Raw genomic sequence first — 25,736 nt, forward strand, 5'->3', positions numbered from 1 at the left:
TACCGTATCATACATTATGAGCCCATGTATCTAGCATAATATGATTTTGCTTTTACCGTATCATTCGTGCCATGGACAAGCACTCGCCCATCCTGGAAGATGACCATCGTGATTTCATCATCCGGCATGAAACGCAGCAAAAATGGATTACCTTTGATCTCGCCATTATTTTTCAGGCGGCCGGCGAGCTTCTCCAGATCCTGTTTCGTTTTTTGCCTCGGGTTGATTTGGATGGTGTTGCGCCCGCATAAGGATGCATAGTTGATTTGCTGGTCTGATGACCGATCTAAAAATTCATAATGATGTTGGACGCATGCCGGGCATTCTGGATTGCGCCCCTGGCTGACGTCCATCTGTAAAAAGGAGTTGTACCAGATATCCATCTGCTCAAGATTCGGGTTCGACTCTGCCCCTACGAGCAACTTGAGTGCCTCGACGGCTTCGAAGGATCCAATGATATCCGTAATCGGCGAGAGCACACCGATGCTGTCACATGTCTCTCCCAGTCCAGCAGGAACGGATGGGAACAAGCACCGATAGCAAGGGGTCTCCCCCGGTTTGATGGCGGCGAACATCCCACGCGAGCTGACAGCACCGCCATAAATCCACGGAATGCCATGTTTGACGGCAACATCATTTATGAGATAACGGGCCATAAAATTATCGGTCCCATCGACGATCACATCAAAGTTTGCAAGCAGATCCTCTGCGTTGTCGAGCGTCAAATCAGCGATGATAGCCTCTACTTTTACCTCTGAATTGATCTTTTTCAGTTTTTTTTCAGCGGCGATGACCTTCGGCAGGTTCTCGCGCGCGTCATCCTCATCATAGAGAGTCTGGCGCTGAAGGTTAGAGAGCTCCACCAGATCACGGTCGATTATGCGGACATACCCGACACCTGATCTGACCAGATGGTTGGAAATCACCGTTCCAAGCGCGCCCATGCCGACAATGACCGCAGAACTTTTTAAAAGTTTCTCCTGACCTTCGCTTCCAATTGGCTGGAATAAAATCTGTCGTGAATAACGCTCCATTTCTTTCATGCAAATCCCCTCACTTCTATTTAGATTATATCTTTAAATAAATCTTTTTTTTAGGCTGAATTTTCACTATACTTAAGATTAAGAGGAAAATAGGCCTCTTGTATTATTATTTATCCATACTAAATGAAAGAGGTGGATTAGTTAAGATGAATTTTGGGGGATTTAAAAACAAAGAAGTCGTAGTTGATTTGTCAAACGGCACTGTCGATTACAGAGGCATCAATGAAGACGACGTGAAAAAGTATGTTGGCGGCCGCGGTCTTGGAGTTAAGTATGTTCTTGACAATGGGCCTGAAGTAGAGCCTTTGTCAGAGGAAAACATCCTGTGTATCATGACAGGGCCTGTTACAGGTTCACGTTCTTCGATGAGCGGACGTCTGGCAGTAGTGACGAAGTCTCCATTGACTGGCACGGTTACTGACTCACATATGGGCGGATGGACAGCTGCCCGCTTGAAGTGGGCTGGAATCGACAACGTAATTTTCAAAGGCAAGAGCGACAAGCCTGTGTACCTTTATATCGAAGACGGCAAGGCAGAGATCCGCGACGCTTCTCAATTGTGGGGATTGAGCACTCGCGCGACTGTGCAGGCTATGAAAGACGCTCATGGCGAAGAAAACCTTAGCGTTATGACAATCGGCCAGGCTGGCGAAAACGGCGTACGTTTTGCTGGTTTCATGAACGAGCATGACCGTTCTGCAGGACGCGGCGGTACTGGTGCGGTTGCAGGTTACAAGAAATTGAAAGCAATCGTCATCAAAGCTGCACAAAAAGGCAACATGCCTGAGCCGGCACAAAAAGATGAATACAACCAGGCTAACAAGAAAGCGGTTAAAGCGATTCTTGAAGGCGGATTGACAGCTCCTAACAAAGGCGGATTATCCGTTTACGGAACAAACGTCCTTACTAACTTGATCAATGAAGTGGGAGCGCTTCCAACTCGCAACTCTCAATTGACACACTGGGATGAAGCAGAAAAGCACTCTGGTGAGTGGGTAAACGAGCACCTGCTTGTTGCCAACAACACATGCCACGCTTGCCCGGTTGGCTGTAAAATTGAAGTTGAAGTAAAAGAAGGCAAATATAAGACTCGCGTTGAAAGCTTTGAGTTCGAATCTGCATGGGCACTTGGTGCGAACAGCGGATTGAGCGACTCTGAAGCAATCGCATACTTAATCGACATCTGTAACGAATACGGCATGGATACCATCGAGCTTGGCCACGCCATCTCTGTCACAATGGAAGCCTATGAAAAAGGCATCGTTGACGAGAAGCTTGATTGGGGCGACGCTGACGGCATGATTGAAATCGCTCGCAAAATTGCATTCCGTGAAGGCTTCGGCGGCATCCTTGCTGAAGGTCCTGCACGCGCGACTGCTGCATGGGGCGTTCCTGAACTGTCTATGTCAGTTAAAGGCCAATCTATCCCGGCTTACGATCCACGTGGTATCCAGGGTATCGGCCTTGGCTATGCGACAAGTAACCGTGGTGCCTGCCACCTTCGCGGCTACACTATCGCATCTGAAATTGCCGGCATTCCTGAACCAACAGACCGTACAGTAGCAGAAGGCAAAGCTGAGCTTCTGAATGTATTCCAGAACCTGCTTTCATTCTCTGACTCTATGAATATCTGTAAGTTCTCTTCTTTCTCTGAAAATGCAGAGCACTATGCTGAGCAATACAGCACAATGACTGGCATTCCAATGACTGCTGATGATGTCATGCTTGCAGGGGAAAGAATCTATAACCTTGAACGTTACTATAACAACTTAGCCGGCTTCAACAAGCGTGAGGACGACTTCCTTCCAAAACGTTTCACTGAAGAAGGCGCATCAGGCAACAGTGAAGGACTTGTTTCCCGCATGGACATCATGCTGGATGACTATTATAATGTCCGCGGCTGGAAAGATGGCGTTGTTACAGAAGAAAAACTTCGCGAACTAGGCATCATTGGCGAAGAAACAACTCCAGCTACAGAGGAAGTTTAATAGATTTGAAGAAAACCAGGTGATTTTGCCTGGTTTTTTTGTGAACTTTTTGAAATGACCAGCTTGGTCGAAATAAATCAAAATGTGGTCGATATATATGAAAATTCGCCGATAAAAGTGAAAATGTGGTCGATTTGTTTGAAAATTCGCCGATAAAAACGAAAATGTGGTCGATATGTTCAAAAGCGGGCTCATTTGAAGTATAAAATTTTCTTCCTATTTGTGTGTTAAACGAGCATTAAGCGGAAAATTCACGATTTCAGTCTCAAAAACAATAGATAGATAGCAAAAATAAAAAAGTTCCGGCAATAATTCGCCGAAACCTGCTACCCGCCAACCCGGGTTGTTTTATAACGGTAATTTTTAATCAGTTGCTCGAGATCTTCAAGGCTTTCAGCTGCAAATCTAATATGTACGGCATTGACGATGAATGTTTTTGTAAAAGCAAGCTCATCCTCGCTTAAAATCTCCGCTCTCCAGTTTTCTGATTCATACACAAACGGGAAGGAAGCGGTTACGAGCGTGCCGCCTAATTCTTCAAAATACATGCCAAGATGTTCCCTGTTGATTCCGCGAAATTCTAGTATTCTATCAACCATATCAGCCACCGGCAACCGGAGGAAACAGCGCGAACTGGTCGCTTTCTTTTACATGAGTTTCAAGATCTTGATCATGGACAATGTTACGGCCATTAATATATACATGTACAAATGGCTTGAGCGTTTTCTCTTCTGTAAAAATTTCTTCGTGCAAATCCGGGAACATTTCGCACATTTTATCAAGCACGTCCATTACCCGGTCTCCATCAGGCTTCACTTCGACGGTCACGCCTCCGCAAATCTCCCTAAGATTAGCAAATACCTTAACCTGCATCCCAAACGCCCCTTTCTGCTTAACATAATAATAAATTGAAAAATGAAAAATGTCATTATCTCTTTCAGTCCGACCCCTTCACTCTTAATCGACTATATTTGAAAACTGTCTGATGATCGGCCGATTTTCAGCATCTGTTTGGGTCACGAGATAAAATTCCCTCTCGTATGGTTCGAAAGTATCGACGATTTTGATGCGGCCAGCTCTTTCTGCAGGCATAGCCGCCAGCTTAGAAATAAAACTGATGCCCAGTCCCGCTTCAACCGCAGCGATGACAGACTCCGTGCTCCCAATTGATACGGCAACTCTCAAATCTTCAAGCGACAGGCCTTTTTCGGCTAAGTAACGCTCCATCATTTTGCGTGTGCCCGATCCTTCTTCACGGAGGACGAAATCATATTGTTGAATTTGCGAAAAATCTGCGGAAGCCGTATCGATTAATGGGTGATCTTCTGGAGTGACTAAAACAAGGGAATCGACTGCAACCGGATTGCTTTTTAACAATCGGGACTCGACCTTCATCCCGATGATTGCAGCATCAATCTGGTGGTTTTGCAGTTTTTCAAGAACTTTTTTCGAATCCCCAATTTCGATTTTGACGTCCACCTTTTGAAAAAGGCTACGGAAACTTTTAACCCAGCCGGGAAGCAAATAGGTTCCTGGTATGGTACTCGCACCAATTGTCAGTGTGCCTGTCAAAGTTCCCTGAAATTCACCGAGTTCGTCCTCTAGAGTCCTCCATCGATTGGCAATGTCCTTTGCCGCTGTATAAACAAGCATTCCTGCAGGCGTCGGCCTGATTCCTGCCGCTCCCCTGTCAAGCAGTTCAAATCCCAGCTCATCTTCAAGGCTTTTGATTTTCAGGCTGACAGAAGGCTGTGAGCTTTTAAGCGCAGCCGCTGCTTCAGAAAAACTATTCTTTTCGACAACCATTATGAATGCCTCTAGCTTTTTTAGATTCATGCATTTCTCCTATTCCAGACATATTATATAATCCAATATTAATACGGATTGCCCTGATAAGGACAATAAATTTTAATTAATAAGATTTTATTAGACATTTCTAAGAAAACGGCCTTCAAAGTGTCTATTATGCAGGGTCACATAGACACTCCTAGGGTATCGAGCTTAAAAAGAAAAACTTTCCTTGTCTAATAGTATTGACATATTATTATCTGAATATTAATATAGTTCTTGTGAATGTATTTTAGAATAATAAAAATCGATGACGAGAACACGTTCTTTATGGAACCTGATCCCCAGAGAGCCGGTGATTTGCTGCAAGCCGGTGTTCAGATTATAAAGGAACATCATCTCTGAGATGCAAAGCTGAAACATAGATGTAGTAAGCTTTGGCCGGCTTGTCCGCCGTTAAATGGAACACGTATGATGGTACGTTGATGAGAGCCGCATGTTTGTGCGGAATCAGGGTGGTAACGCGAGCACAACTCGTCCCTAGTTTCAGGGGCGAGTTTTTTGTTTTTCATTTTATAACATTCCGTTCCGAATTTCCTATACTCTCAGTGCCAAAACAATATTTTAGGAGGAGAAAAAGGATGGGAAGCTTAAGGGGTAAAGAAACACTCACGATCGGTCTAATGTTATTTGCATTATTCTTTGGAGCAGGGAATCTAATTTTCCCGCCGTTCCTGGGGCAGGAATCTGGAGAGAATTTTTGGCCAGCGATGCTTGGTTTTGTTGTAACCGGAGTTGGACTGCCATTATTGACTGTTGTTGTCATTTCAATGGCTAAGGGTGGGATAAAAGAAATCGGCTCTAGGGTACACCCAGTTTTTGCAATCGTTTTCAGCGCTGCAGTTTATTTGTCAATCGGGCCTTTCTTTGGAATTCCAAGAAGCGCCAATGTCGCTTTTGAAATGTCCGTTAAGCCGTTCCTTGGGGCATCCGGAACAAATTCGCTTGTACTTTTACTTTTTACATTTGTCTTTTTCGCACTAGTTTACTGGGTTACGTTAAACCCTTCAAAAATGGTCGAAAGGATCGGCAGCGTGTTGACGCCTGTCTTGCTTGCTGCAATCGTCCTGCTCGTGATTGGCAGCTTGTTCAAACTTGACGGTTCGTTTGGAGAAGTATCTGAAAAATACACGGCAGCGCCTTTTGCTACAGGTTTCCTTGAAGGATACCTGACAATGGATACAATCGCAGCATTGGCCTTCGGAATCATTGTGGTCGGAGCTATCCAGCAGAAAAAATCGCTGGAACGCAAGCAGGTTGTAAGGGAAACATTGAAAGCTGGCATTATCGCAGGCATTGGATTAGCTTTTGTCTATGTAACTGTCGGCCTTCTCGGTGCTAAAATGGCCTCAGTTGGCGAATATGAAAATGGCGGTACGATCTTAACAGAATCAGCAAAGATGATGTTCGGGGCACCTGGCATGCTGCTGCTTGGCTTGATTGTCACACTTGCCTGTTTCACAACGGCAGTTGGTCTTGTAGCGGCGACAAGCCAATTTTTCGAAAAGATGATGCCAAAGGTTCCTTATAAGACTTACACACTCGTTGTCACATTGGTCAGCTTATTGATCGCGAACCTTGGTCTTAACCAGATCATTTCAATTTCTGTTCCCGTGTTAATCGTTCTTTATCCGATCACAATCGTGCTTGTAATCCTGAGTTTCCTGGATCGTTTCTTCAGGGGAGCGCGCGGAGTCTATGTCGGAGCAGTGTTTGCAACCACACTTGTTAGCGTAATTGACGGTTTGAAGACATTCGGAGTTGAATCAGAATTACTGGCATCACTTTTAAAATCACTTCCGCTTTATGCAGAGGGATTGGGCTGGCTTCTGCCTGCGCTAGTTGGGGCGCTTGCCGGCTGGGCATTTGACAAGCTGGTACAATCTAAAGAGTTAAAGACGGCTTCAGAGTAAAAGCCAGATAGAGTGAAGGGACCAGGCATGAAGAATGCCTGGTCCCTTCTTTTTTTTAGTTATTCATTTCTTCCCACTCCGACCGTAGGATCCCCATATTGATTCGATCGTAAATTTTGCCATCACGATGGACTGCCTGTCTGATCCTGCCCTCGATTTGAAAGCCAGCTTTTTGATAAGCGCGTATCCCCCGCTCATTATATTCAATGACGTCCAGGCCAACGCGGCTCAGGTTCAGTTCATGGAATGCGTATCGGAGGATGAGCTGTAACGCTTCGGATCCGTACCCTTTTCCTCGATCATTTGCGTTGCCGATGCCCATTGCAAGCATTCCTGCCCTGTTATTCCATTCGATGCTGTGGATGACAATAAAACCTATCAACCTGTCATCCTCGATAGTCCTTAAGCGGAAGTAAAAGCTACTCGAACCAGGATCACCCTCACCTTCAAAATGCTCAACCGGGCGAGGTATCGCAATATCTGTGTCAACATTTCTAAGGTACTCCGGATCTTCATCCCACGAAGCGATGATTTCTGTATCCCCTTCCCTTTTAGCTGTAAGCTTTAGCGTTTGTCCGCGAAAAAGATTTTTGGTCATTATTTTTCTCCTATTCTAGTATTAATTTCACCTCTTCATCTGAAAAAACCAAGTTATATATACGCAATATTCTATCCCCTTTAAGTTTGATATTTCCATCTTATGGTTTCCTGGAGTTATAGGCAATAAAAACTTTCGGTGTGGAGGGTTTCTAACAGTAGAAAGAGGCAGCCACAATAATGTGGTCTGCCCCAACTCTATGTGTTTTTTTACATCATCACTTCGAAATCAGCCTTGTGTAAACTCTTTTAAACGGCCGCCTGTTTGCTTCACCAAAGTTCTTCACCAAGAGCGGGATAAACAGAGGCAGTATGATGATGGCGTATAAGAACAATCCTACTAGAAGGATCGACGAGATTTGCAGCAAGGACATCATTTCTGATGGCATCATCGCTGTGAAGGTACCGCCGAGTATAATGCTGCAGAGGTGATCACTAGCCACAAAAAAGACTGCCAGGTTTAAAACCAGACAGTCCAGCTATTTAGAAGGTGTTATAAATATTCGCACACTCTTCACCTGTTGGCTCATAAAAACAATGAAGCTTAAATCGGCCGACATGCGGCTGATTGTACCAAGTCGGCGGACAATCCCCTGGCGGACGGAAATACCACAGGCTGAATTTTGCCGGCCACAGCCTCTCCCCTTTAAGCGCACGCCTTGCGAGTCTTTTCTCAACCTCTCTTGCCCTCTGATAAAAATAACCCTTTTGTGTTGCTTCAAAAGCATGTTCCTGATAAATCATCTGCGGCACGGTCCTTAATCCCTTAAAATCAGAACAGTTCGCACGTATCCGGTTGATCCCTACATTTCCCACCATTAACATCCCCTGCTGCCCTTCACCCTCAGCCTCTGCTCTCAACAATCGCGCCAGCAGATCAACATCAGCCTCCGTATGCTTTACTACTGCCATGGCATAACCTCCACCATCGGATTCTCCGTTCAGAGGTGAATAACCCACCTGTTTACAGGGCTACACTCCTTCACTTCTATTCCTATTATTCAAGAGCTTGGGCTATACGGTTTTCTTATTCATAATCGATAACAAATCTCTTTTGCACGTATAAGATGATATCAGGACGAAGGCGGCGATAATCATGGAAAATGAGCGGAAGGAACTTTTTGGCGCGTGGATTCAGGCATCCGGTACCACTCTTGCGGCAATTGGAAGCACCCCTTTCAAGAATTTAACCGAAGGCCAGCTGACTAGCTTTAACCTGTGGGGAAACGAGCTTCAGGCTTTGGGTAATGCACTGATTGCTGACAGCGAGCGCTATTTTACAATGGAGAAGATTGGAAACATGATCCAGTCGGCAGGGAATATTACGGTGATTGCGGGCATTCTTCTTCCTGTGGATGATGAAACGGAACAGGGGCTGGATATCAAAGGAAATCTGATACAGGCATTAGGAGGCAGCGCCGTCCTAAATGATACATTAGCAAATGGGCATTCCCTAGAATCAATCTACCATTTATATGGAAACTTACTTCAAATCATCGGGAATTCAATGCAAGCAATCTCAGGCATCATAGAGCTACAGGGTGGGGTGGGTGAAAATATCAATACAGCCGGGAGTTGGATTCAGGCTACAGGCTCCATTATTGAGGCAGTTGGTTCCACAATAGATTATTTGGATGAAACTGGATAAAAAGCAGAAATATTCTTGTTTTCCTCAACACGACCGGGGTAAATTCATAATACCTTTATTAGGTAATCCAGCATTCGAGGAGGTATTTTACATGGCAAAGAATCAGGAAAACGGAAGGGAACGTGAGGAATATTTCAAGGACCGTACTGGTACAGATGATGCACGATTCCACGCTGTGCCTCATGATGAACAGGGTTGGGCTGTCAAAAAGGAAGGCCAGGATGACCCAGAGCTTACGACCGACTCAAGATCCCAAGCTGTGAGTGAAGCAAAACGAATGGCTGAAGAAGCTGGCACAATGGCATACATTCATGATGAAGACGGCAAGATTAAGGATCAGTTTAAATATAACAATTAGCAGACATTTTAAGCAGGACGTTAGAACTTACTCAAATCGCAAATGTCTCTATCAATCTATTAAAATAAGCGAAGCCTTGCAGATAGCTGCAAGGCTTTTTTACACAATTATGCTTTTAAAACATCATGGTCGACATAACGCTCGCCGTTCAGTTCACTGATGACGTTGATGGCAACCTTCGCACCGTCCCCAGCTGTGATGATTGTGTGCATACTTACGCCTGCGCATGTGCCTGCAGCCCAAACACCTTCAACATTTGTTTTACCAGCAGTGTCGACGTCGAAAATCGTCTTGATTCTTGGCTCTGTGCCATCTTTTGTTGCAAGACCTGATGCTTCAGCTACATCAGTCATCATGCCTGACGCGATGATGACATGCTTTGCTTCATACTCGCCATTTTCAGTTACAACTTTAACGCCGCTGTCAGTTTTACTGACAGAAATCACTGTTGTTTCAACGAATTCAGCACCGTGTTTTTTGGCTTGATTGATACCAGTTTCAACTAAGTCAGGACCTGCGATTTCAGGAGCGCCGTAGTGGTTCTCCATCCAGGCACGCTTCGTTACGCTTTTATTGTTATCCAGCACGATTGTTTTCTTGCCAGCCTTTGCTGTGAAAATCGCTGCGCTTCCACCTGCGGGGCCTGCTCCGATAGTTGCTACATCATACATAGGAAAATTCCTCCTTTTCTTTATTTCAATATAATCATAACAGATTTCTTTCTATAGGCGAATATTTTAAAACTAGGAGTTCCGCCTCAAAAAAACACACCCAAAAGGATGAGCTATTCCAGCTTGATTCGCGGGTCCACCACACCATAAAGGATATCGGCGATCATATTCCCAAGGATCATGATGGTAGAGAACATCATCGTCAGATTCATAACCATCGCATGATCGCGCATGTTAATCGACTTGATGAACAGCTGGCCGATTCCGGGATAAGTAAAAATTGTTTCAACAATGATCGCACCATTCACGATGTTCACTAAATCAATTCCCAGAAAGGTGACGATTGGAATCAGGGAGTTTTTTAGAATGTGGACATTATAAATCCTCTTATCCGAAACTCCAATGGATTTTGCCGTTCTAACAAATTCCTTTCGGCTGTTTTCAACGATATCATCCCTCAGAAATTGTGTGTATGTAGCTGTCCCGACAATCCCCAATACAGTTGCCGGCAAAATGAGATGATGAACCCTGTCCAGCCAGTATTCCCATGTCCCCTCAGGCACCGTGATATCGACTGAGCCATTGGAAGGAAACCAGTTCAGCTCGAACGAAAAGAAATAGATCGAGTAAACGGAAACAACAATCAACGGCAGGGAAAGTCCAGTATAATTCATTCCGCTAATCAGCTTGTCTCCCAGTGTATTGGGGTTCCGGCCAGCGTACCTTCCCATGAAAAAAGACAACACATAGGTGATCAGCAAGGAAGTAATTCCGAGAACGAGGGTATTGGTCATTTTTTCCCGAAGAATTACCGAAACCGGCACACGGTAATACGAAGATATTCCCAGATCGCCCGTCAGAAAACTGCCAATCCACTTTCTATATTCCATCCATAGAATTGCAAGGTCATAATCGGTCGCCATCACCCTTGGCATCATCATGAACAAAAAGAAGACAACCATAGAGGTCAGCAGCAAACTAGGAATGGCGATCATGATTCTTTTAAAGGAAAAGATCAATACTTTCATGTTAAACCCTCTCGAACATCAGCTGTTGTGGTGATGAAAAATTCGGAGCACACGCACCAACTGCTCCAGATTCTTGTCGTTACCTTTATTTTACTAATGGAATCAATATTTTCATATACTAAATCATTAATAAAGAATAAAAATAGCCAGCCAGTTTGCCTGGCAGGCCATGACCATCTTGCTATTAAGGTGTCTGCTGGTATAGCAGCGCCTGGGCAATCCCCACAAAATACTCTGATTCCCGGATGATATGGTCGAGCACTACTTTGGCTGTTGGGTTATTTTTCACCGCTTCACTTTCATTTTTAATTTGCTCGCACAATTTGATAAAATTAAGACTTTGCTGCAAATAATATGAGGTCAGCTTCAATACATGCTGATGAAGCTGGGCAGGTATGTAGTTGCACGATCTCGTCACCGTTTCAATGAATCTCAAAACCTGATGTCGTGTCTCCCCCAATACCTTCTCCCACTGCTTCAGGGCATCCACATATTCCTGTTCCAGATCAGGTGTCAACTCCCTGATCACGACGGTATGCTCCTCCTCCTGATGCTTCCAGAACTCGGCCTCATCCAAGATTCTCAAGGGCATCTGCTGGCCATAATAGAATTGCATGCTCTCACCCTCCTCCAAACTGTAATCGTATGAAATGTATGTTTTTCTAACCATATATATGCCAACTGAGAATATGTTAAAGTAAGGGTATGATTCGATAAAATCGAACTAAGTGTAATGGAGGAGAGCTTATGAGGGAACTTTTTGTGCCAGGTACAGAAGATGTCTTTCAGTTATTTTCAAGTGTACACCTATATACACTTGCTGCTTTCCTGCTTATGATCATTTTGCTCTTCTTGTTCCGAAAACCGTTGAGAAACCCCAATATCAATCGTATTGCACGGGTTGGATTATTTTTAGTTCTGATCATTTCTGAAATTAGCCTGCAGGCTTGGCTATGGTGGAGCGGCCATTGGAGCTACCAATATTCGTTGCCTCTTCACCTGAGCAGTATCTCACTCATCCTCTCCGCCCTCTTACTTTTAACAAAAAGATATGCGCTATTTGAGTTCACCTATTTTGTCGGTGTCGGCAGTGCGTTGCAGGCGATGATTACACCTGACATCAGCCTGTATACTTTCCCTCACTACCGCTATGTCCATTTCTTCATTTCCCATGGCGGAACGGTGATCGCCAACCTGTTCATGGTGTTTGTGGCAGGATACAGGCCGACCGGAAAATCCATCTGGAAAGCATTCCTATGGCTGAACGTCTATACACTCATCGTTTTCATCGTCAACTTCCTGATTGAAGGAAACTATATGTACATCTCTGAAAAACCAGTCAATCCGTCGCTCATTGACTATCTCGGACCATGGCCGTGGTATATTCTTTCACTAGAAGCCATTGCGCTTGTTACTTTCTTTATTTTGTATTTACCGTTCTGGTTGATGAATTTTGGTAAAAATAAAAAAGCATAAGTCTGCCATTTGGCAATCTTATGCTTTTTCTCTATAAAACGTGACGTAAATAAATTTATTTCCAAAGAATAATGCATAAATTTCCCAACCTTAATGGCTACTTTTTTAGCTAATATACGAGAATTTAATACATATAAAAATACTTTTAAAGTAAAAGATATTATCAAACTTTAGGAAACATAGGAAAATTATATTTCATTATTCTAGTCCATTCCCAATCTATCCCACCAAAATTACTCTTCATTTTACAGGACAAGAAGGTAAGCACCAAGAAGAATCGATAATACGCCAATCATCTTTTTCTTAGTTACCTTCTCATCTAACCATTTAGAAGAAATAATTAATGTCCAAATATACGTGATTGAAGTTAAAGGAAAAACAACTGTATAGGGAAGTAAATTTAGTACGTATATATTTATAATCGCTGCTGTAAGATACAACAACCCACCTAGACTAAACATAACTACAAATTTGGTACGAATTATCTTTTGCCCCGCAGTAGCTAGTTTAAAACAAAATCCCCCAATTGCACCAAGAATAGTCATGAGAACAATCATTAAAAATGGTGTAATCATTCCGTTTCTCCACCCATTAGAATTGAACCAAATATTATAAATAGTATTCCCATATAATTGATTAAGGATAGCGCTTCCTGAAGGAACCATTGTCCAAGTAAGATAGCCAGTACATAACTTATACTCATTAGCGGATGAAGGACAGACAGTTTTCCATAACGAAAGGCAACCATCATGGTAATGGCACCTAGTCCATATAATACAAGCCCTAAAAATAAGGACCAACTGAGTTGACCTTCTGAGACTTTCCAAAATAACTGACCAGTTGACGTACAAACTGCTGCCAGTATCATGAATAATATACCTTTTTGATTATTTTTGAAGGCAGAAAGATTAGCTAACATTCCTTACACTTCTCCTTCTCGGATAGAAAACTATACAAGATGATTATCACCATGACTAACGTGGTCCCATACAAATAACGATAACTCTGAGCTGGAACAGCAACAAATATACTCATGATATTTAGCATGAAAGGTAATAGAACCAATAGAGATTTTACTCCAAACCTGAGATACGCAATATATCCAAAAAATAAAGCGATAAACATATGAAGTGCAGGTCTCCAAATGACCATTTTTACTATTCCTTCTGTTTTTGAAACCTCAAGATAATCGGTCATCATGTTCCGAATATTTTCACTTACTGTTATTCGTTCAATTCCATATTTATTCTCATGAATATAAGTTACATAGGTTGATTGTTGTCCAAGACCTTCTGGCTCATTTATTTGCCATACAATAGATGTTTGCTTTAAAAAGGAGTCTATAGCTAGGGTTGGATTTTGCAGGCAAACATTCCACCAAACCTTTAAATATTCATTGAATCGATTGGGGAATATCGCTTCACGATTGTATTCATCGGAAAACTTTATAGGATCAGATGTATATGGGTGGTAATACTCCTTCCACATAGCTAAAGGAAAGATTTCATTTAAGTAATTCTTTTGACCCTCTGTCATTTTTCCATCATGAACAATGACGTTAGCTAGCTGTTGAGATGGAATACTCAACAGCTCATTAGGATCAGAATCCCTTACCTTCAACGCTTCAAAAATCGGCCCAGTGTATATAGTATGAACAATAATAATACTAAGTGTAATAGGTAATAATTGTTTCCACTGTCTCCAATAAGCCAGAAATAAAAACATAGAAAACACTAGAAACACCGGGAATCCGTTATGTCTGAAGAAAATCAAGCCTAATGACGAAAAAATAAAAACACTAATATTACCACTTTTACTGAACCATTTTCCTTTCGATATGACCATCTCAATAATATTCATAGTAAATAACAAAAGGAACAAGTTATAAAGAATATCCTTCCAAACTGTAACTGAATAGATACCGTTCATAGGTAGCAGGGCTAAAACTATAGCTACTATATATAAGATTTTCCAAGGAACCCCTCGTAACTCAAAACGGTATAGACAATAGCCAAAGACCATCCCCATTAACAGTATTTGAAATCCAGCCACTATAGCAGGTGAATCAATAATTTGTATTAACGTTTCAATAAAGAGAGTATACATGAGGGGATGCCAGTTATTATAAGGCGCCCCATGCGCTTGCCCCCATTGTGCAAAAGAGTCAGGTGTTAAAACCCCAGGAAAAAACGCAATTAAATAGAGCGGAGCAAATAAAATAGTTGGCAATCCATAGATTAGAATTCTGGATCTACTGATTGCCAGCTCCTTACTTTCGACTTTATACCTTAAAACAATGGTTAAAAAGGCCAATAATATGAAGTTTACATAAATAAAGCCAAATAGAAAGACAAGGAGATATAGAATAAAATGATTATCTTGTAGAAGTAATTGTTCTCCTTTTGTGCTAACTAATAGAAAAATGGAAAATAGGGATATTACAATATAATTTTCTATCGTATACGAAGATAGATTTTTGTTTACAAAATGAATAGCTATAGCACCGACTAAAAAAATGAACACGTAGAGTATCCATTCCTTAACGTCAAAAAAATAACCTAAACCTAAGCTAGCTAAAGTAGAAAGAAAAATAGTAACTAGAAACCTTGTTTGATTACTCATCACTATTCTTCACCAATTTACTATACATTTTATTTAATTCTAACTCATATTGCTTTTTGTTTACTGAAGCAACTGTATCTAGTATTAATCCACAACTAAAAGAAAGCATAGATAAAATAACTAAGCCAACTGCTAAAATAGCCGAAGGAACCTTTGTTATATAATGAGTTTTCAAGAACTCATAAATAACTGGCATTCCCACAAGCAACCCAAAAAGCAAAAAAATTAATGCCCAAATTAAAAAAAATAGAAATGGCTTGTAATCTTTAAATAAAATAAAGATCATTTTCAAAACTTTATATCCATCTGAAAATGTATTTAGCTTTGATTCACTGCCTTCTGGTCGGTCCCTATAATCAATTGGAATCTCTTTAATTTTAAATCGTTTATCTAGTGCATGTATACTCATTTCAGTTTCTATCTCAAAGCCAGGACTTAAAACTGGCATGGACTTAACAAACAAGCGGTCGAATCCGCGGTATCCAGTCATAATATCAGATAATTTACTGCCATATAATTTATTTATTAATCCTTTTACAAGGTTATTTCCTAAACCATGGAAGTTACGTTTATTTTCTTTATAATAGGTTTGGTTTGATAGCCTGTCACCGATGACCATATTCGCCTCTCCTGATTGAAGAGGTTTTAATATCTCATGAATAAATTCGGCAGGATAGGTATCGTCTCCATCCACCATAATATAATAATCCGCATCAATTTCTCTGAACATGGATCTCACAACATTCCCTTTACCTTGTAGTGGTTCCTTTCTTACAATAGCACCATGTTCGGTAGCAACTTCAAATGTACGATCTGTTGAATTGTTATCATAAACATATATATCAGCATGAGGTAACTCTTTTCGGAAATCATCAATGACTTTACCAATTGTTTTTTCTTCATTGTAACAAGGTAATAAAACTGCTACTTTCATAAAACCACCTGTTGCCCTTCTTTAAAAATTCACCAAATCCTATTTTAGTATACATATTGTTTATAAAATGTAAACTTATTTTAGTGTAAGGAAAAAAGAGTAATCGTCGTGTCTAGAAGTCACTCTGCTTAGAGAAATCCGCTGTGGAGAACAACAAGGAGCTAAACTTTCTTTTTAAAATAAACCTGAATTCCCCTATGTTAACTTTTGTAAATTTATACTTAATATTAGTTTAACACGTAAAGCATTTCAGTCACAAAGGGAAGCATATTGTTGGGGATATTTCCTTTTTAATAAATTTTCGATATAAACATTTATTGTTAAACAAATATGTATCCCTAAAGGGTTCAGATTAAATCCAATACAAGCACTATATATTACTTATTAAATTTATTTAGCATAAAATTTCCTGAAATAAAATAAAAGCATAAGCTAGCTTATGCTTTACGTCACAAAAAAATAAAAATCCACCAACATATGTATTGGTGGAGACGGTGGGAGTCGAACCCACGTCCAAAGATATTGGCACTTAAGCTTCTACGAGTGTAGTCGGCATATTGGCGATTCGCTGGTCCTTTTGCCTACCGACAGGCGGCCGGCCAGCTAGCCTGGTTGTTCTCTTCCTTCATCCTCAGGCGGTGGAATCCGGCGTAGCCCACTTAGAGTGAGTCCGCTACCCTACCACATGGGCGATGGAGGGGCGAACCGCTATGCAGTATTAAGCTGCGAAAGCGAAGTTGTTGTTTTCTTTGCCAGTTATAGGCGTTGACGTTTTTACGAGGCCGATCCCCTCGACTCGCCACTTAAGCTCAAACTACCCCTGTCGAATCCGTAACGTCCCCATATAAAAGGTTGCTGTATCCATGATACAGACGTTAGGAGAACTCGGTTAAGCCGAGCATTAAGTTATGTTGTCACTCGTGGTGACAGTTATTATTATAACACACTGAGTACTTTTTTCAACTGGTACACTCTTCCTCAGCTGACAAGCTTACATTTTCTGGCGTTCGCGGAATGCACGCTCGATATCACGGCCTGCTTCCTTCTTTTTCAACGTTTCACGCTTGTCATAGTTCTTTTTACCCTTACCTAAGCCGATTAAAACCTTCGCATAACCGTTCTTCAGGTAAATCTTCAATGGCACAAGCGCATAACCTGCTTCCTTCGTTTCACCAATCAACTGGTTAATCTGACGTTTGTGAAGCAATAGCTTCCTTGTGCGCAGCGGGTCATGGTTATAACGGTTTCCTTGTTCATATGGGCTTATGTGCAGGTTATATAAGAATAACTCACCATTATGGACTTTAGCATAGGAATCTTTTAGCTGGACGCGTCCATTACGGATTGATTTGATCTCTGTTCCCTGAAGGACCACTCCTGCTTCATAAGTTTCTTCAATGAAATAGTCGTGATTAGCTTTTTTATTTTGAGCGACGACCTTTCCCTCACCTTTTGGCATAAAAACTTCCCCCTTCTATTTCTCTCATTTTAGCAAATGTCCCCTGCTCCCACAATTAAAAGCGTAAGGGCCTAGGGCTGAATACTGCTGCCGGCACTATAGGACAACAGAGAGCCCCTGGTCAGGAGCTCTCATAGAGTTGCCTATTTTCTCTTTTTTGATTTGCGTTTTGCGGCCGGGGCGTTCTCAAAGAACTTTTTCTTCTTGCTCTTTGGCTTTGAACCAGAGCCTGAACCGGAGCCGTTTCGGCCTCCTCCTGATCCTCTTCCACCGCCAGAACCTCTGCCGCCTCGCTTGCCTTCTTCTTCTTTACCGTGGCGCGGCTTTTTTTCGCTGCTGCCGGTCTTGAAGATCTTTGGCTGGGCCGGACGCTCACGTCTTGGCGTGCCCTTCATGCCGACGATTTCAAAATCAATGGAGCGCTCATCTTTGTTCACCTTGATGACTCGGACAGTAATTTCATCCCCGATTCGGAAGACATTGCCTGTTCGCTCGCCAATCATCGCCAGATGGCGTTCATCATAGCGGTAATAATCATCTGTCATGTAGCTTACATGTACCAGGCCTTCGATTGTGTTAGGAAGCTCGACGAACATCCCAAAGTTCGTAACGGAACTGATGATGCCATCGTATTCCGTCCCGACCTTGTCTTCCATGTATTCCGCTTTCTTCAGCTCATCTGTTTCACGTTCGGCTTCGACTGCGCGGCGTTCCATGTTAGATGAATGCTCGGCAATATCAGGCAGCATCGCATTCCATTTTTCCTTCGTCGCCTGGTCGAGCTTGCCCTCAATCAGGTAGGTCCTGATCAAGCGGTGGACAATCAAGTCAGGATAACGGCGGATTGGTGATGTAAAGTGTGTATAGAACTCTGTCGAAAGACCAAAGTGTCCGAGGCTTTCAGGATAGTATTTCGCCTGCTGCATCGAACGGAGCATGACAGTTGAAACGACCATTTCTTCTGGCTTGCCCTGGACTTCCTCGATGATTTCCTGCAGGGCTCTTGGATGAACTCCATTTGCGGATCCTCTGACAAGGTATCCGAAGTTTGTAATGAAATCAAAGAATTTTCTCAGCTTATCCTCTTTTGGGTCTTCATGGATACGATAGATGAATGGCACATCGAGCCAGTGGAAATGCTCGGCGACCGTTTCGTTCGCTGCCAGCATGAATTCCTCAATCAGCTTTTCAGCGACGGAGCGCTCACGCAGAACGACATCCGTTGGGTGGCCTTCTTCATCAACCAATACCTTTGATTCTTTAAAATCAAAATCGATTGCGCCTCTTTCCATCCTTTTTTTACGAAGGATAGCGGCTAGCTCTTCCATCATCTCGAACATTGGTACAAGAGATTCGTAACGTGAGCGCGTTTCTTCGTCTTGATCAACAAGAATCCTGTTCACATCGAAATACGTCATCCGCTCAGTCGTCTTGATGACACTCTGGTAGATTTCATGGTCTACTACTTGCCCATCTGGAGTGATCTCCATATTACATGACAGCGTCAGGCGGTCGACCTTCGGATTCAACGAGCATATTCCGTTTGATAAGCGGTGCGGAATCATCGGGATTACCCGGTCAACCAAATAAACACTCGTCGCACGGTCTTCTGCTTCACGGTCAATCGGGGAATCCTCAGTTACATAGTACGTAACATCGGCGATATGGACGCCTAGTTTATAGTTGCCGTTTTCAAGTCTTGTAACCTGGACTGCATCATCGAGGTCCTTTGCATCGGCGCCATCAATCGTGACGATGACTTCATCACGCAGGTCGCGGCGGTTCGCAATCTCACTCTCGTTGATCTGATCAGGCGCTTCATTCGCTTGCTTGAGAACTTCATCCGGGAACTCCATAGGCAGTCCGTGCTTATGGATGACCGACAGGATATCAACGCCAGGGTCATTTTTATGACCGAGGATCGCAGTAACCTCTCCCTCGGCGCTCTTGCGGCCTTCAGGGTAACTCGTCAGTTTTACGACGACCTTATGCCCTTCGACAGCACCCATGCCAGCCTCTTTCGGAATGAAGATGTCACTTGTGAACTTTTTATCATCCGGAATCACAAAACCGAAATGCTTGCTTTCGGTGTATGTACCGACGATTTGCGAAACACCTCTTTCGAGAATGCGCACAACTGTCCCTTCGCGGCGCTGTCCAGAACTGTCCGATGAGACTCGCACAAGGACTGTGTCACCGTTCATCGCATTGCTCGTTTCATTCGGCGGGATGAAGATGTCATCCATGCCTTGTTCTTCAGTGATTACAAACGCAAACCCCTTGGCATGGGCACTGTAGCGCCCGCGTACGAGGTTCATTTTTTCAGGCAGACCATATCGGTCACTTCTAGTCCTGACGACCAGCCCCTTTTCCTCCATAACAACTAGCGCTTTAACAAAATCCTTGAATGTCGAGGAGTCCTCGATCCCAAAGGCACTTTCCAGTTCTTGAACCGTAAGAGGTTTGTAAGCTTCATCCTTCATATAATGCAATAGCCTGTCTATATGGCCTTTAATATTCTCATCCATTAATAAATCCCTCCTTTATTGGGCTATTTTCGTAATCTTGTTGCACTTGGTGTAAAAAACAACACAATAAATTATTTATATGTTTTTATTCTTTCCAATTTAATGACTCGAGAAACTCGTAAACATCTTCGTGCAGCTGATCACGTTCTTTATCAAGAGTGATGACATGGCCTGATTCCTCATACCACTTCAACTTTTTATGTTCAGACTCGATGTTGTCATGGATGATATTCGCACTATCAGGGTCAATGATGATGTCATGTCTCGCCTGGACAACAAACGTCGGGGTATAAATCAGGTCGATGCTGCCACGGACTTCCTTGATGAGTTCCTGGAGGTCTTTCAGAGTGGCCATCGATTTTTGTTCGAGTTCCTTTACTTCCGCCTCGATTTGCTCCTCAGGCTTTCCTTCCATCTTCTTATACTCTCGCGCATACTCAAGGACACCGCGGTACATCAACTCTTCCGTCTTAAGATGCATCGGTGCGCACATTGGCACGATTCCCTTGAGAGGCTTGGTATATCCGAGTTTCAGCGAAAGGATGCCTCCAAGCGACAAACCAGCTACCGCTATTTCCTCATACCCTTCGTTTTTGAGGAATTCGTAGCCATCTAGCGCATCCTGCCACCAATCCTCAGGACCAGTATGTATCAGTTCTTCAGGCGGGACACCATGTCCTTTAAAAACAGGCGCATGGCATGTGTATCCTTTTCCTTCTAAAAATCGGCCCATCATCCTGACGTCCGCAGAATTACCGGTAAATCCATGCAGCAGCAACACCGCTCTTTTTCCAGCTTTAAATGTAAAAGGTCTTGGCACTAACTTTCTCATTTTCCTACTCCCTCTATCAAATATCTTACTTAGTTTTAACAAACATGCTTGTAACATTCAATTAAAAGCCTTTATATATGTAAATACCCATATTCACCAGAAATATGTGAGGATTTTGCTTATGTAAACACAATAAAACCCGGCCTCTATTGAAGCCGGGTCATTGTGTGTATTATAGTTCAAAATAAGTAACGGCAATAGTCAAGACAAAGAATAAAACAGACAACACGATCGTAACACGGTGCAAGACTAGGTCAAGGCCTCTTGCCTTTTGCTTACCGAACAATTGCTCAGCGCCGCCGGAAATCGCACCGGACAGACCAGCACTCTTGCCTGATTGAAGAAGAACAACTCCAATAAGAGCAATGCTGACGATCACTAAAAGAACAACTAACAATGTATGCATGACGTACCTCCCGATAAAACTGCTAACAGTATTTTAAATTTATCACATTTTCAAGAATGAAACAATACTTGTCTGAATTGTTGAGGATTATTATATCACAATGCCTGATAGAACAAAGACACCTTCATGAATTCCATCCCCTGTTTGTCTATCGGACACTTTCTTCAGTTTCATGCTTCCGTTTGTCCGATAGGGACCTTCTATCGGACACTTTTTTCGGTTTCTCGCTTCCGTTTGTCCGATAAGGACCTTCTATCGGACACTTTTTTCGGTTTCTCGATTCCGTTTGTCCGATAGGGACCTTCTATCGGACACTTTCTTCGGTTTCTCGATTCCGTTTGTCCGATAGGGACCTTCTATCGGACACTTTTTTCGGTTTCTCGATTCCGTTTGTCCGATAGGGACCTTCTATCGGACACTTTCTTCAGTTTCATGCTTCCGTTTGTCCGATAGGGACCTTCTATCGGACACTTTCTTCGGTTTCATGCTTCCGTTTGTCCGATAGGAACTCTCCTCGGACACTTTTTCGTTTGCCTCCTCCTGTTTGGTCGATAGAAGTTCAAGAGGATATAAAAAACGCCGGCAGCATAGTCATGCTACCGGCGTCCCTATTTTACGGAGAGTTGAATTGGCTCCGCAATATTACTTCTTAAGGTTGTAGAAGGATTTGATTCCGTTGAAGCGAGCTGTTTCGCCAAGCTGGTCTTCGATGCGAAGAAGCTGGTTGTACTTCGCTACGCGGTCTGTACGTGATGGAGCACCAGTCTTGATCTGGCCTGCGTTTGTTGCAACAGCGATGTCAGCAATTGTCGAATCTTCTGTTTCACCAGAACGGTGAGAGATAACAGCTGTGTAGCCTGCGCGCTGCGCCATTTCGATTGCGTCGAAAGTTTCTGTCAAAGTACCGATTTGGTTAACTTTGATCAGGATTGAGTTGCCAACGCCTTGCTCGATACCTTGAGAAAGCTTCTTCGTGTTTGTAACGAACAGGTCGTCACCAACAAGCTGTACTTTTCCGCCAAGGCGCTCAGTCAATAGCTTGTGGCCTTCCCAGTCGTTTTCATCCAAACCGTCTTCGATTGAGATGATTGGGTATTTAGAAGCCATTTCTTCGTACCAGTCTACCATTTCTGCAGACGTCTTAACTACGCCTTCACCAGAAAGGTGGTACTTGCCGTCTTCTTTGTTGTAGAACTCAGAAGATGCAGCGTCCATAGCAAGCATGATTTGCTCGCCTGGCTTATAGCCTGCTTTTTCGATCGCAGTAACGATTGTTTGAAGTGCTTCTTCGTTTGATCCAAGGTTTGGAGCGAATCCGCCTTCGTCACCTACAGCTGTGTTCAAGCCTTTTTCTTTTAAAACTGCCTTCAGGCTGTGGAAGATTTCCGCACCCATGCGAAGTGCTTCACGGAAGTTTTCAGCACCAACAGGCATTACCATGAATTCCTGGATGTCTACGTTGTTGTCAGCGTGCTCACCGCCGTTAACGATGTTCATCATTGGAACTGGAAGCTGCTTGGAGTTGAATCCGCCAAGGTATTGGTATAAAGGAAGGTCAAGGTAGTCTGCAGCAGCGTGTGCAACAGCCATGGATACGCCCAGGATTGCGTTAGCGCCCAACTTACCTTTGTTTTCAGTTCCATCTAATTCGATTAGCGCCTGGTCGATACCGTTCTGGTCAAGAACGTTGAACTCTTCGCCAACCAAGAAAGGAGCGATGATTTCGTTCACGTTATCTACTGCTTTTAAAACACCTTTTCCAAGGTAGCGGCCTTTGTCGCCGTCACGAAGTTCAACTGCTTCGTATTCACCAGTTGAAGCACCACTTGGAACTAGTGCGCGTCCGAATGCGCCTGATTCTGTGAAAACTTCTACCTCAACTGTTGGGTTACCGCGGGAATCTAATACTTCACGTGCATATACGTCTGTAATGAATGGCATAGTAATCTCTCCTTATTTTTTAATTAATGATGTTCCTGTCATTTCAGCTGGCTTATCCAGTCCTAGCAATTCTAATATAGTTGGAGCAAGGTCGCCGAGGATTCCGTCTTCACGAAGCTCTGCGCCTTCTTTCGTAACAATGACAGGCACCGGATTTGTCGTGTGGGCAGTCATTGGATTTCCTTCAAGCGTCACGACCTCATCCGCGTTTCCGTGGTCAGCCGTGATGATTGCAGTACCGCCTTTTGAAACAATTAGGTCAACGATGCGACCAAGGCATTCGTCAACTGTTTCAATAGCCTGGATCGTCGGCTCAAGCATTCCAGAGTGCCCAACCATGTCAGGGTTCGCAAAGTTCAAAAGAATAGCATCGAAGTTATCTGCTTCGATTTCCTTGATCAATGCATCTGTCACTTCGTAAGCACTCATCTCAGGCTTCAGGTCATAGGTTGCAACCTTTGGCGAGTTGATCAAAATCCGCTTTTCGCCAGGGAATTCCTGCTCGCGGCCGCCGCTCATGAAGAACGTTACATGCGGATATTTTTCCGTTTCAGCAATACGAAGCTGGGTCATGCCAGCCTGTGAAATCACTTCACCAACCGTGTTATCAAGGTTAGATGGCTCGAATGCCACATATCCGTCAACCGTCTCACTGAAGTGTGTCAGGCACACAAAGTGAAGGTTCTCAGGATGAGCTTCTCCTCTGTCGAAAGAACGAAAGTCTTTATTTGTAAAAGTGTTTGAAATCTGGATTGCGCGGTCAGGACGGAAGTTGTAGAAAATCACAGCATCGTCGTTCTGAACCGTTGCAACCGGTGAACCATCCTTGCGCACAAGCACAGATGGGACAACGAATTCATCAAAGATCCCATTATTATAGTTATCTTCGATCAATTCCATTGGGTTCGAATACGTAGGTCCGTCGCCGTACACCATTGAACGGTAGGATTTCTCCACGCGCTCCCAGCGCTTATCGCGGTCCATAGAATAGTATCGCCCAGAAATCGTCGCAAATTCACCAACACCGATTTCGTTCATTTTTTCTAATGTTTGTTCAATATAACCTGGCGCAGTTTGCGGTCCAACATCACGGCCGTCAAGGAATCCGTGTACATACACTTTTTCCAGACCCTCGCTTGCAGCAAGCTTCAACAAAGCAAACATATGCTCAATATGGCTGTGCACGCCGCCGTCAGACAGCAAGCCCATCAAGTGAAGGGCAGTGCCTTTTTCCTTTGCATGTTTGATCGCTGCAAGGAAGGTTTCGTTTTTTTCAAATTCGCCTTCACGAATCGAAATGTTCACGCGTGTAAGACTCTGGTAAACGATGCGGCCAGCACCAATGTTCAGATGACCAACCTCAGAGTTACCCATTTGGCCTTCTGGCAGGCCGACCGCTTCTCCGCTCGCAATTAACTGTGCATGCGGATAGTGGTTCCAATAGCGGTCAAAGTTCGGCTTTTTCGCCTGGGCAACGGCATTTCCCATCCGTTCGCCACGCAACGCGAAGCCGTCCAGAATGATCAAAGCTGTTGGTGACTTTTTACTCATTGGAACCTGCCTCCAATAGCTGCAAGAAGGAATCTGTCTCAAGGCTTGCTCCGCCGACCAATGCGCCGTCGATGTCAGGCTGTGACATATATTCCTTGATGTTAGCTGGCTTTACGCTTCCGCCGTACTGGATGCGGACTGCTTCAGCCACTTCTGGTGAAAATTGCTCTGCGATTACACAACGGATGTGCGCACAAGTTTCGTTCGCATCTTCAGCTGTAGAAGATTTGCCTGTTCCAATCGCCCAGATTGGCTCATAAGCGATGACAGTTTGTTTAACCTGTTCGTCTGTCAGGCCATTTAGACCTGCTTTGATCTGGCCGCCAACAAACTCGTTTGTTTCGCCGTTTTCACGCTGCTCAAGCGTTTCGCCGCAGCAAACAATAGGAGTCAAATTGTATTTGAATGCAGACAAAGTCTTTTTATTAACTGTGTCATCTGTTTCATTGAACATTTCACGGCGTTCAGAGTGCCCGATGATGACATATTTTGCACCGATGTCCTGCAATGCTTTCGGGCTTACTTCGCCTGTAAAAGCACCGCTCTCTTCAAAGTGCATGTTTTGCGCGCCAATTTCAAGGTCCGAATTTTGGGTTAGCTCGACAAGCTGTCCAAGGAACAAAGCAGGAGCACAAACCACAGATTCAACCTTGTCCTTTGAAGGAACAAGTCCGCTAACTTTTTCGATAAAATCCTTTGCTTCAGGCAGCGTTTTATGCATTTTCCAGTTACCTGCAATGATAGGTTTTCGCATGCTGACACTTCCTTTCAAAATTGCTGTTTAACACAGCGTTGTATTGCTTATTAAAAAAGTCCCTCTGGATGTTGGGCTTAAAAGTGCGGCAGTACAGCATGTGTAAGGATCCGCACCCTTACACTGCTGCCGGTACCGC

Annotated in this window: 25 protein-coding genes, 1 other RNA gene, 1 pseudogene and 1 other annotated feature; of the genes and pseudogenes, 5 read left to right on the forward strand and 22 right to left on the reverse strand. The window is 43.4% G+C overall.

Going from position 1 to position 25,736, the window contains the following annotated elements:
• Positions 1-14: 14 nt before the first annotated feature.
• A complete protein-coding gene (locus CD004_RS19485) occupies positions 15-1,043 on the reverse strand; it encodes a ThiF family adenylyltransferase (RefSeq protein WP_407657633.1) in 1,029 nt (342 codons plus the stop codon).
• Between the two features lie 146 nt (positions 1,044-1,189).
• Here CD004_RS19485 and CD004_RS19490 point away from each other — a divergent pair, with 146 nt between their 5' ends.
• Positions 1,190-3,031: an aldehyde ferredoxin oxidoreductase family protein gene (locus CD004_RS19490; protein WP_102264265.1), complete on the forward strand. Its 1,842-nt coding sequence runs from the start codon at positions 1,190-1,192 to the stop codon at positions 3,029-3,031.
• Between the two features lie 326 nt (positions 3,032-3,357).
• On the opposite strand, the gene CD004_RS19495 is transcribed toward CD004_RS19490, so the two are convergent.
• The 3 genes from CD004_RS19495 to CD004_RS19505 form a co-directional block, all read right to left on the reverse strand.
• Positions 3,358-3,630 (reverse strand): MoaD-like domain-containing protein, encoded by a 273-nt coding sequence (locus CD004_RS19495; protein WP_102264266.1) that lies wholly within the window; start codon positions 3,628-3,630, stop codon positions 3,358-3,360.
• A 1-nt stretch (position 3,631) separates the two neighbouring features.
• On the reverse strand, positions 3,632-3,904 hold the full coding sequence (locus CD004_RS19500; protein WP_102264267.1) for a ubiquitin-like small modifier protein 1: 273 nt from the start codon (positions 3,902-3,904) through the stop codon (positions 3,632-3,634).
• A gap of 84 nt (positions 3,905-3,988) precedes the next feature.
• Positions 3,989-4,867, reverse strand: a complete 879-nt coding sequence (locus tag CD004_RS19505) for a selenium metabolism-associated LysR family transcriptional regulator (RefSeq protein WP_102264268.1) — start codon at positions 4,865-4,867, stop codon at positions 3,989-3,991.
• A 253-nt stretch (positions 4,868-5,120) separates the two neighbouring features.
• Positions 5,121-5,364, forward strand: a binding site (T-box leader).
• A 96-nt stretch (positions 5,365-5,460) separates the two neighbouring features.
• Here CD004_RS19505 and brnQ point away from each other — a divergent pair.
• A complete protein-coding gene (gene brnQ, locus CD004_RS19510; RefSeq protein WP_102264269.1) occupies positions 5,461-6,792 on the forward strand; it encodes a branched-chain amino acid transport system II carrier protein in 1,332 nt (443 codons plus the stop codon).
• A gap of 55 nt (positions 6,793-6,847) precedes the next feature.
• Here the strand turns inward: brnQ and CD004_RS19515 are convergent, their stop codons facing one another.
• The 3 genes and pseudogenes from CD004_RS19515 to CD004_RS19525 all read right to left on the reverse strand — a co-directional run bounded on the left by CD004_RS19515 (position 6,848) and on the right by CD004_RS19525 (position 8,301).
• Positions 6,848-7,390 carry a GNAT family N-acetyltransferase gene (locus tag CD004_RS19515; protein ID WP_102264270.1) on the reverse strand — a complete coding sequence of 181 codons (543 nt, stop codon included), beginning with the start codon at positions 7,388-7,390 and terminating at the stop codon, positions 6,848-6,850.
• Positions 7,391-7,607: 217 nt separating this feature from the next.
• Positions 7,608-7,811 (reverse strand): annotated as a pseudogene (locus CD004_RS19520) (hypothetical protein); the annotation flags it as partial.
• Between the two features lie 61 nt (positions 7,812-7,872).
• Positions 7,873-8,301, reverse strand: coding sequence for a cell wall hydrolase (locus CD004_RS19525; RefSeq protein ID WP_102264271.1), 429 nt, complete (start codon positions 8,299-8,301; stop codon positions 7,873-7,875).
• Between the two features lie 184 nt (positions 8,302-8,485).
• Between CD004_RS19525 and CD004_RS19530 the strand changes: the two genes are divergently transcribed.
• Both CD004_RS19530 and CD004_RS19535 read left to right on the forward strand, forming a co-directional pair.
• Entirely contained in the window at positions 8,486-9,037 is a 552-nt protein-coding gene (locus tag CD004_RS19530; protein WP_102264272.1) for a DUF6944 family repetitive protein, read from the forward strand.
• Positions 9,038-9,128: 91 nt separating this feature from the next.
• The gene (locus tag CD004_RS19535; protein ID WP_102264273.1) at positions 9,129-9,395 is read left to right on the forward strand and encodes a DUF2188 domain-containing protein; all 267 of its coding nucleotides are present in this window, start codon (positions 9,129-9,131) and stop codon (positions 9,393-9,395) included.
• A 107-nt stretch (positions 9,396-9,502) separates the two neighbouring features.
• On the opposite strand, the gene CD004_RS19540 is transcribed toward CD004_RS19535, so the two are convergent.
• The 3 genes from CD004_RS19540 to CD004_RS19550 all read right to left on the reverse strand — a co-directional run bounded on the left by CD004_RS19540 (position 9,503) and on the right by CD004_RS19550 (position 11,710).
• Positions 9,503-10,066, reverse strand: a complete 564-nt coding sequence (locus CD004_RS19540; RefSeq protein WP_102264274.1) for an FAD-dependent oxidoreductase — start codon at positions 10,064-10,066, stop codon at positions 9,503-9,505.
• Between the two features lie 113 nt (positions 10,067-10,179).
• A complete protein-coding gene (locus CD004_RS19545; protein WP_102264275.1) occupies positions 10,180-11,094 on the reverse strand; it encodes an ABC transporter permease in 915 nt (304 codons plus the stop codon).
• Between the two features lie 184 nt (positions 11,095-11,278).
• Positions 11,279-11,710 (reverse strand): DUF2935 domain-containing protein, encoded by a 432-nt coding sequence (locus CD004_RS19550; protein WP_102264276.1) that lies wholly within the window; start codon positions 11,708-11,710, stop codon positions 11,279-11,281.
• Positions 11,711-11,841: 131 nt separating this feature from the next.
• Between CD004_RS19550 and CD004_RS19555 the strand changes: the two genes are divergently transcribed.
• Positions 11,842-12,570, forward strand: coding sequence for a YwaF family protein (locus tag CD004_RS19555; RefSeq protein WP_102264277.1), 729 nt, complete (start codon positions 11,842-11,844; stop codon positions 12,568-12,570).
• Between the two features lie 245 nt (positions 12,571-12,815).
• Here the strand turns inward: CD004_RS19555 and CD004_RS19560 are convergent, their stop codons facing one another.
• The 12 genes from CD004_RS19560 to tpiA all read right to left on the reverse strand — a co-directional run bounded on the left by CD004_RS19560 (position 12,816) and on the right by tpiA (position 25,597).
• Entirely contained in the window at positions 12,816-13,145 is a 330-nt protein-coding gene (locus CD004_RS19560; protein WP_102264278.1) for an EamA family transporter, read from the reverse strand.
• A complete protein-coding gene (locus tag CD004_RS19565; protein WP_102264279.1) occupies positions 13,142-13,489 on the reverse strand; it encodes a DMT family transporter in 348 nt (115 codons plus the stop codon). The genes CD004_RS19560 and CD004_RS19565 overlap by 4 nt, the downstream gene beginning before the upstream one ends.
• Positions 13,483-15,192, reverse strand: coding sequence for a DUF6020 family protein (locus CD004_RS19570; RefSeq protein ID WP_102264280.1), 1,710 nt, complete (start codon positions 15,190-15,192; stop codon positions 13,483-13,485). Before CD004_RS19570 ends, CD004_RS19565 begins: the two co-directional genes overlap by 7 nt.
• Positions 15,185-16,126 carry a glycosyltransferase family 2 protein gene (locus tag CD004_RS19575; protein ID WP_102264281.1) on the reverse strand — a complete coding sequence of 314 codons (942 nt, stop codon included), beginning with the start codon at positions 16,124-16,126 and terminating at the stop codon, positions 15,185-15,187. The genes CD004_RS19570 and CD004_RS19575 overlap by 8 nt, the downstream gene beginning before the upstream one ends.
• Before the next feature lie 483 nt (positions 16,127-16,609).
• Positions 16,610-16,968: a transfer-messenger RNA gene (gene ssrA, locus CD004_RS19580) on the reverse strand.
• A 149-nt stretch (positions 16,969-17,117) separates the two neighbouring features.
• Positions 17,118-17,585: an SsrA-binding protein SmpB gene (gene smpB / locus CD004_RS19585; protein WP_102264282.1), complete on the reverse strand. Its 468-nt coding sequence runs from the start codon at positions 17,583-17,585 to the stop codon at positions 17,118-17,120.
• Positions 17,586-17,728: 143 nt separating this feature from the next.
• Positions 17,729-20,113 carry a ribonuclease R gene (rnr, locus tag CD004_RS19590; protein WP_102264283.1) on the reverse strand — a complete coding sequence of 795 codons (2,385 nt, stop codon included), beginning with the start codon at positions 20,111-20,113 and terminating at the stop codon, positions 17,729-17,731.
• 85 nt (positions 20,114-20,198) lie between these two features.
• A complete protein-coding gene (locus CD004_RS19595; RefSeq protein WP_102264284.1) occupies positions 20,199-20,945 on the reverse strand; it encodes an alpha/beta hydrolase in 747 nt (248 codons plus the stop codon).
• A 172-nt stretch (positions 20,946-21,117) separates the two neighbouring features.
• Positions 21,118-21,351, reverse strand: a complete 234-nt coding sequence (gene secG, locus CD004_RS19600) for a preprotein translocase subunit SecG (RefSeq protein ID WP_102264285.1) — start codon at positions 21,349-21,351, stop codon at positions 21,118-21,120.
• Between the two features lie 642 nt (positions 21,352-21,993).
• A complete protein-coding gene (gene eno, locus CD004_RS19605; protein ID WP_102264286.1) occupies positions 21,994-23,292 on the reverse strand; it encodes a phosphopyruvate hydratase in 1,299 nt (432 codons plus the stop codon).
• A 12-nt stretch (positions 23,293-23,304) separates the two neighbouring features.
• Positions 23,305-24,843: a 2,3-bisphosphoglycerate-independent phosphoglycerate mutase gene (gene gpmI / locus CD004_RS19610; protein WP_102264287.1), complete on the reverse strand. Its 1,539-nt coding sequence runs from the start codon at positions 24,841-24,843 to the stop codon at positions 23,305-23,307.
• Positions 24,836-25,597 carry a triose-phosphate isomerase gene (gene tpiA / locus CD004_RS19615; RefSeq protein ID WP_102264288.1) on the reverse strand — a complete coding sequence of 254 codons (762 nt, stop codon included), beginning with the start codon at positions 25,595-25,597 and terminating at the stop codon, positions 24,836-24,838. Before tpiA ends, gpmI begins: the two co-directional genes overlap by 8 nt.
• Positions 25,598-25,736 lie beyond the last annotated feature (139 nt).

It is taken from the genome of Mesobacillus jeotgali (assembly GCF_002874535.1).
GTDB classification, from domain to species: Bacteria; Bacillota; Bacilli; order Bacillales; family Cytobacillaceae; genus Mesobacillus; species Mesobacillus jeotgali.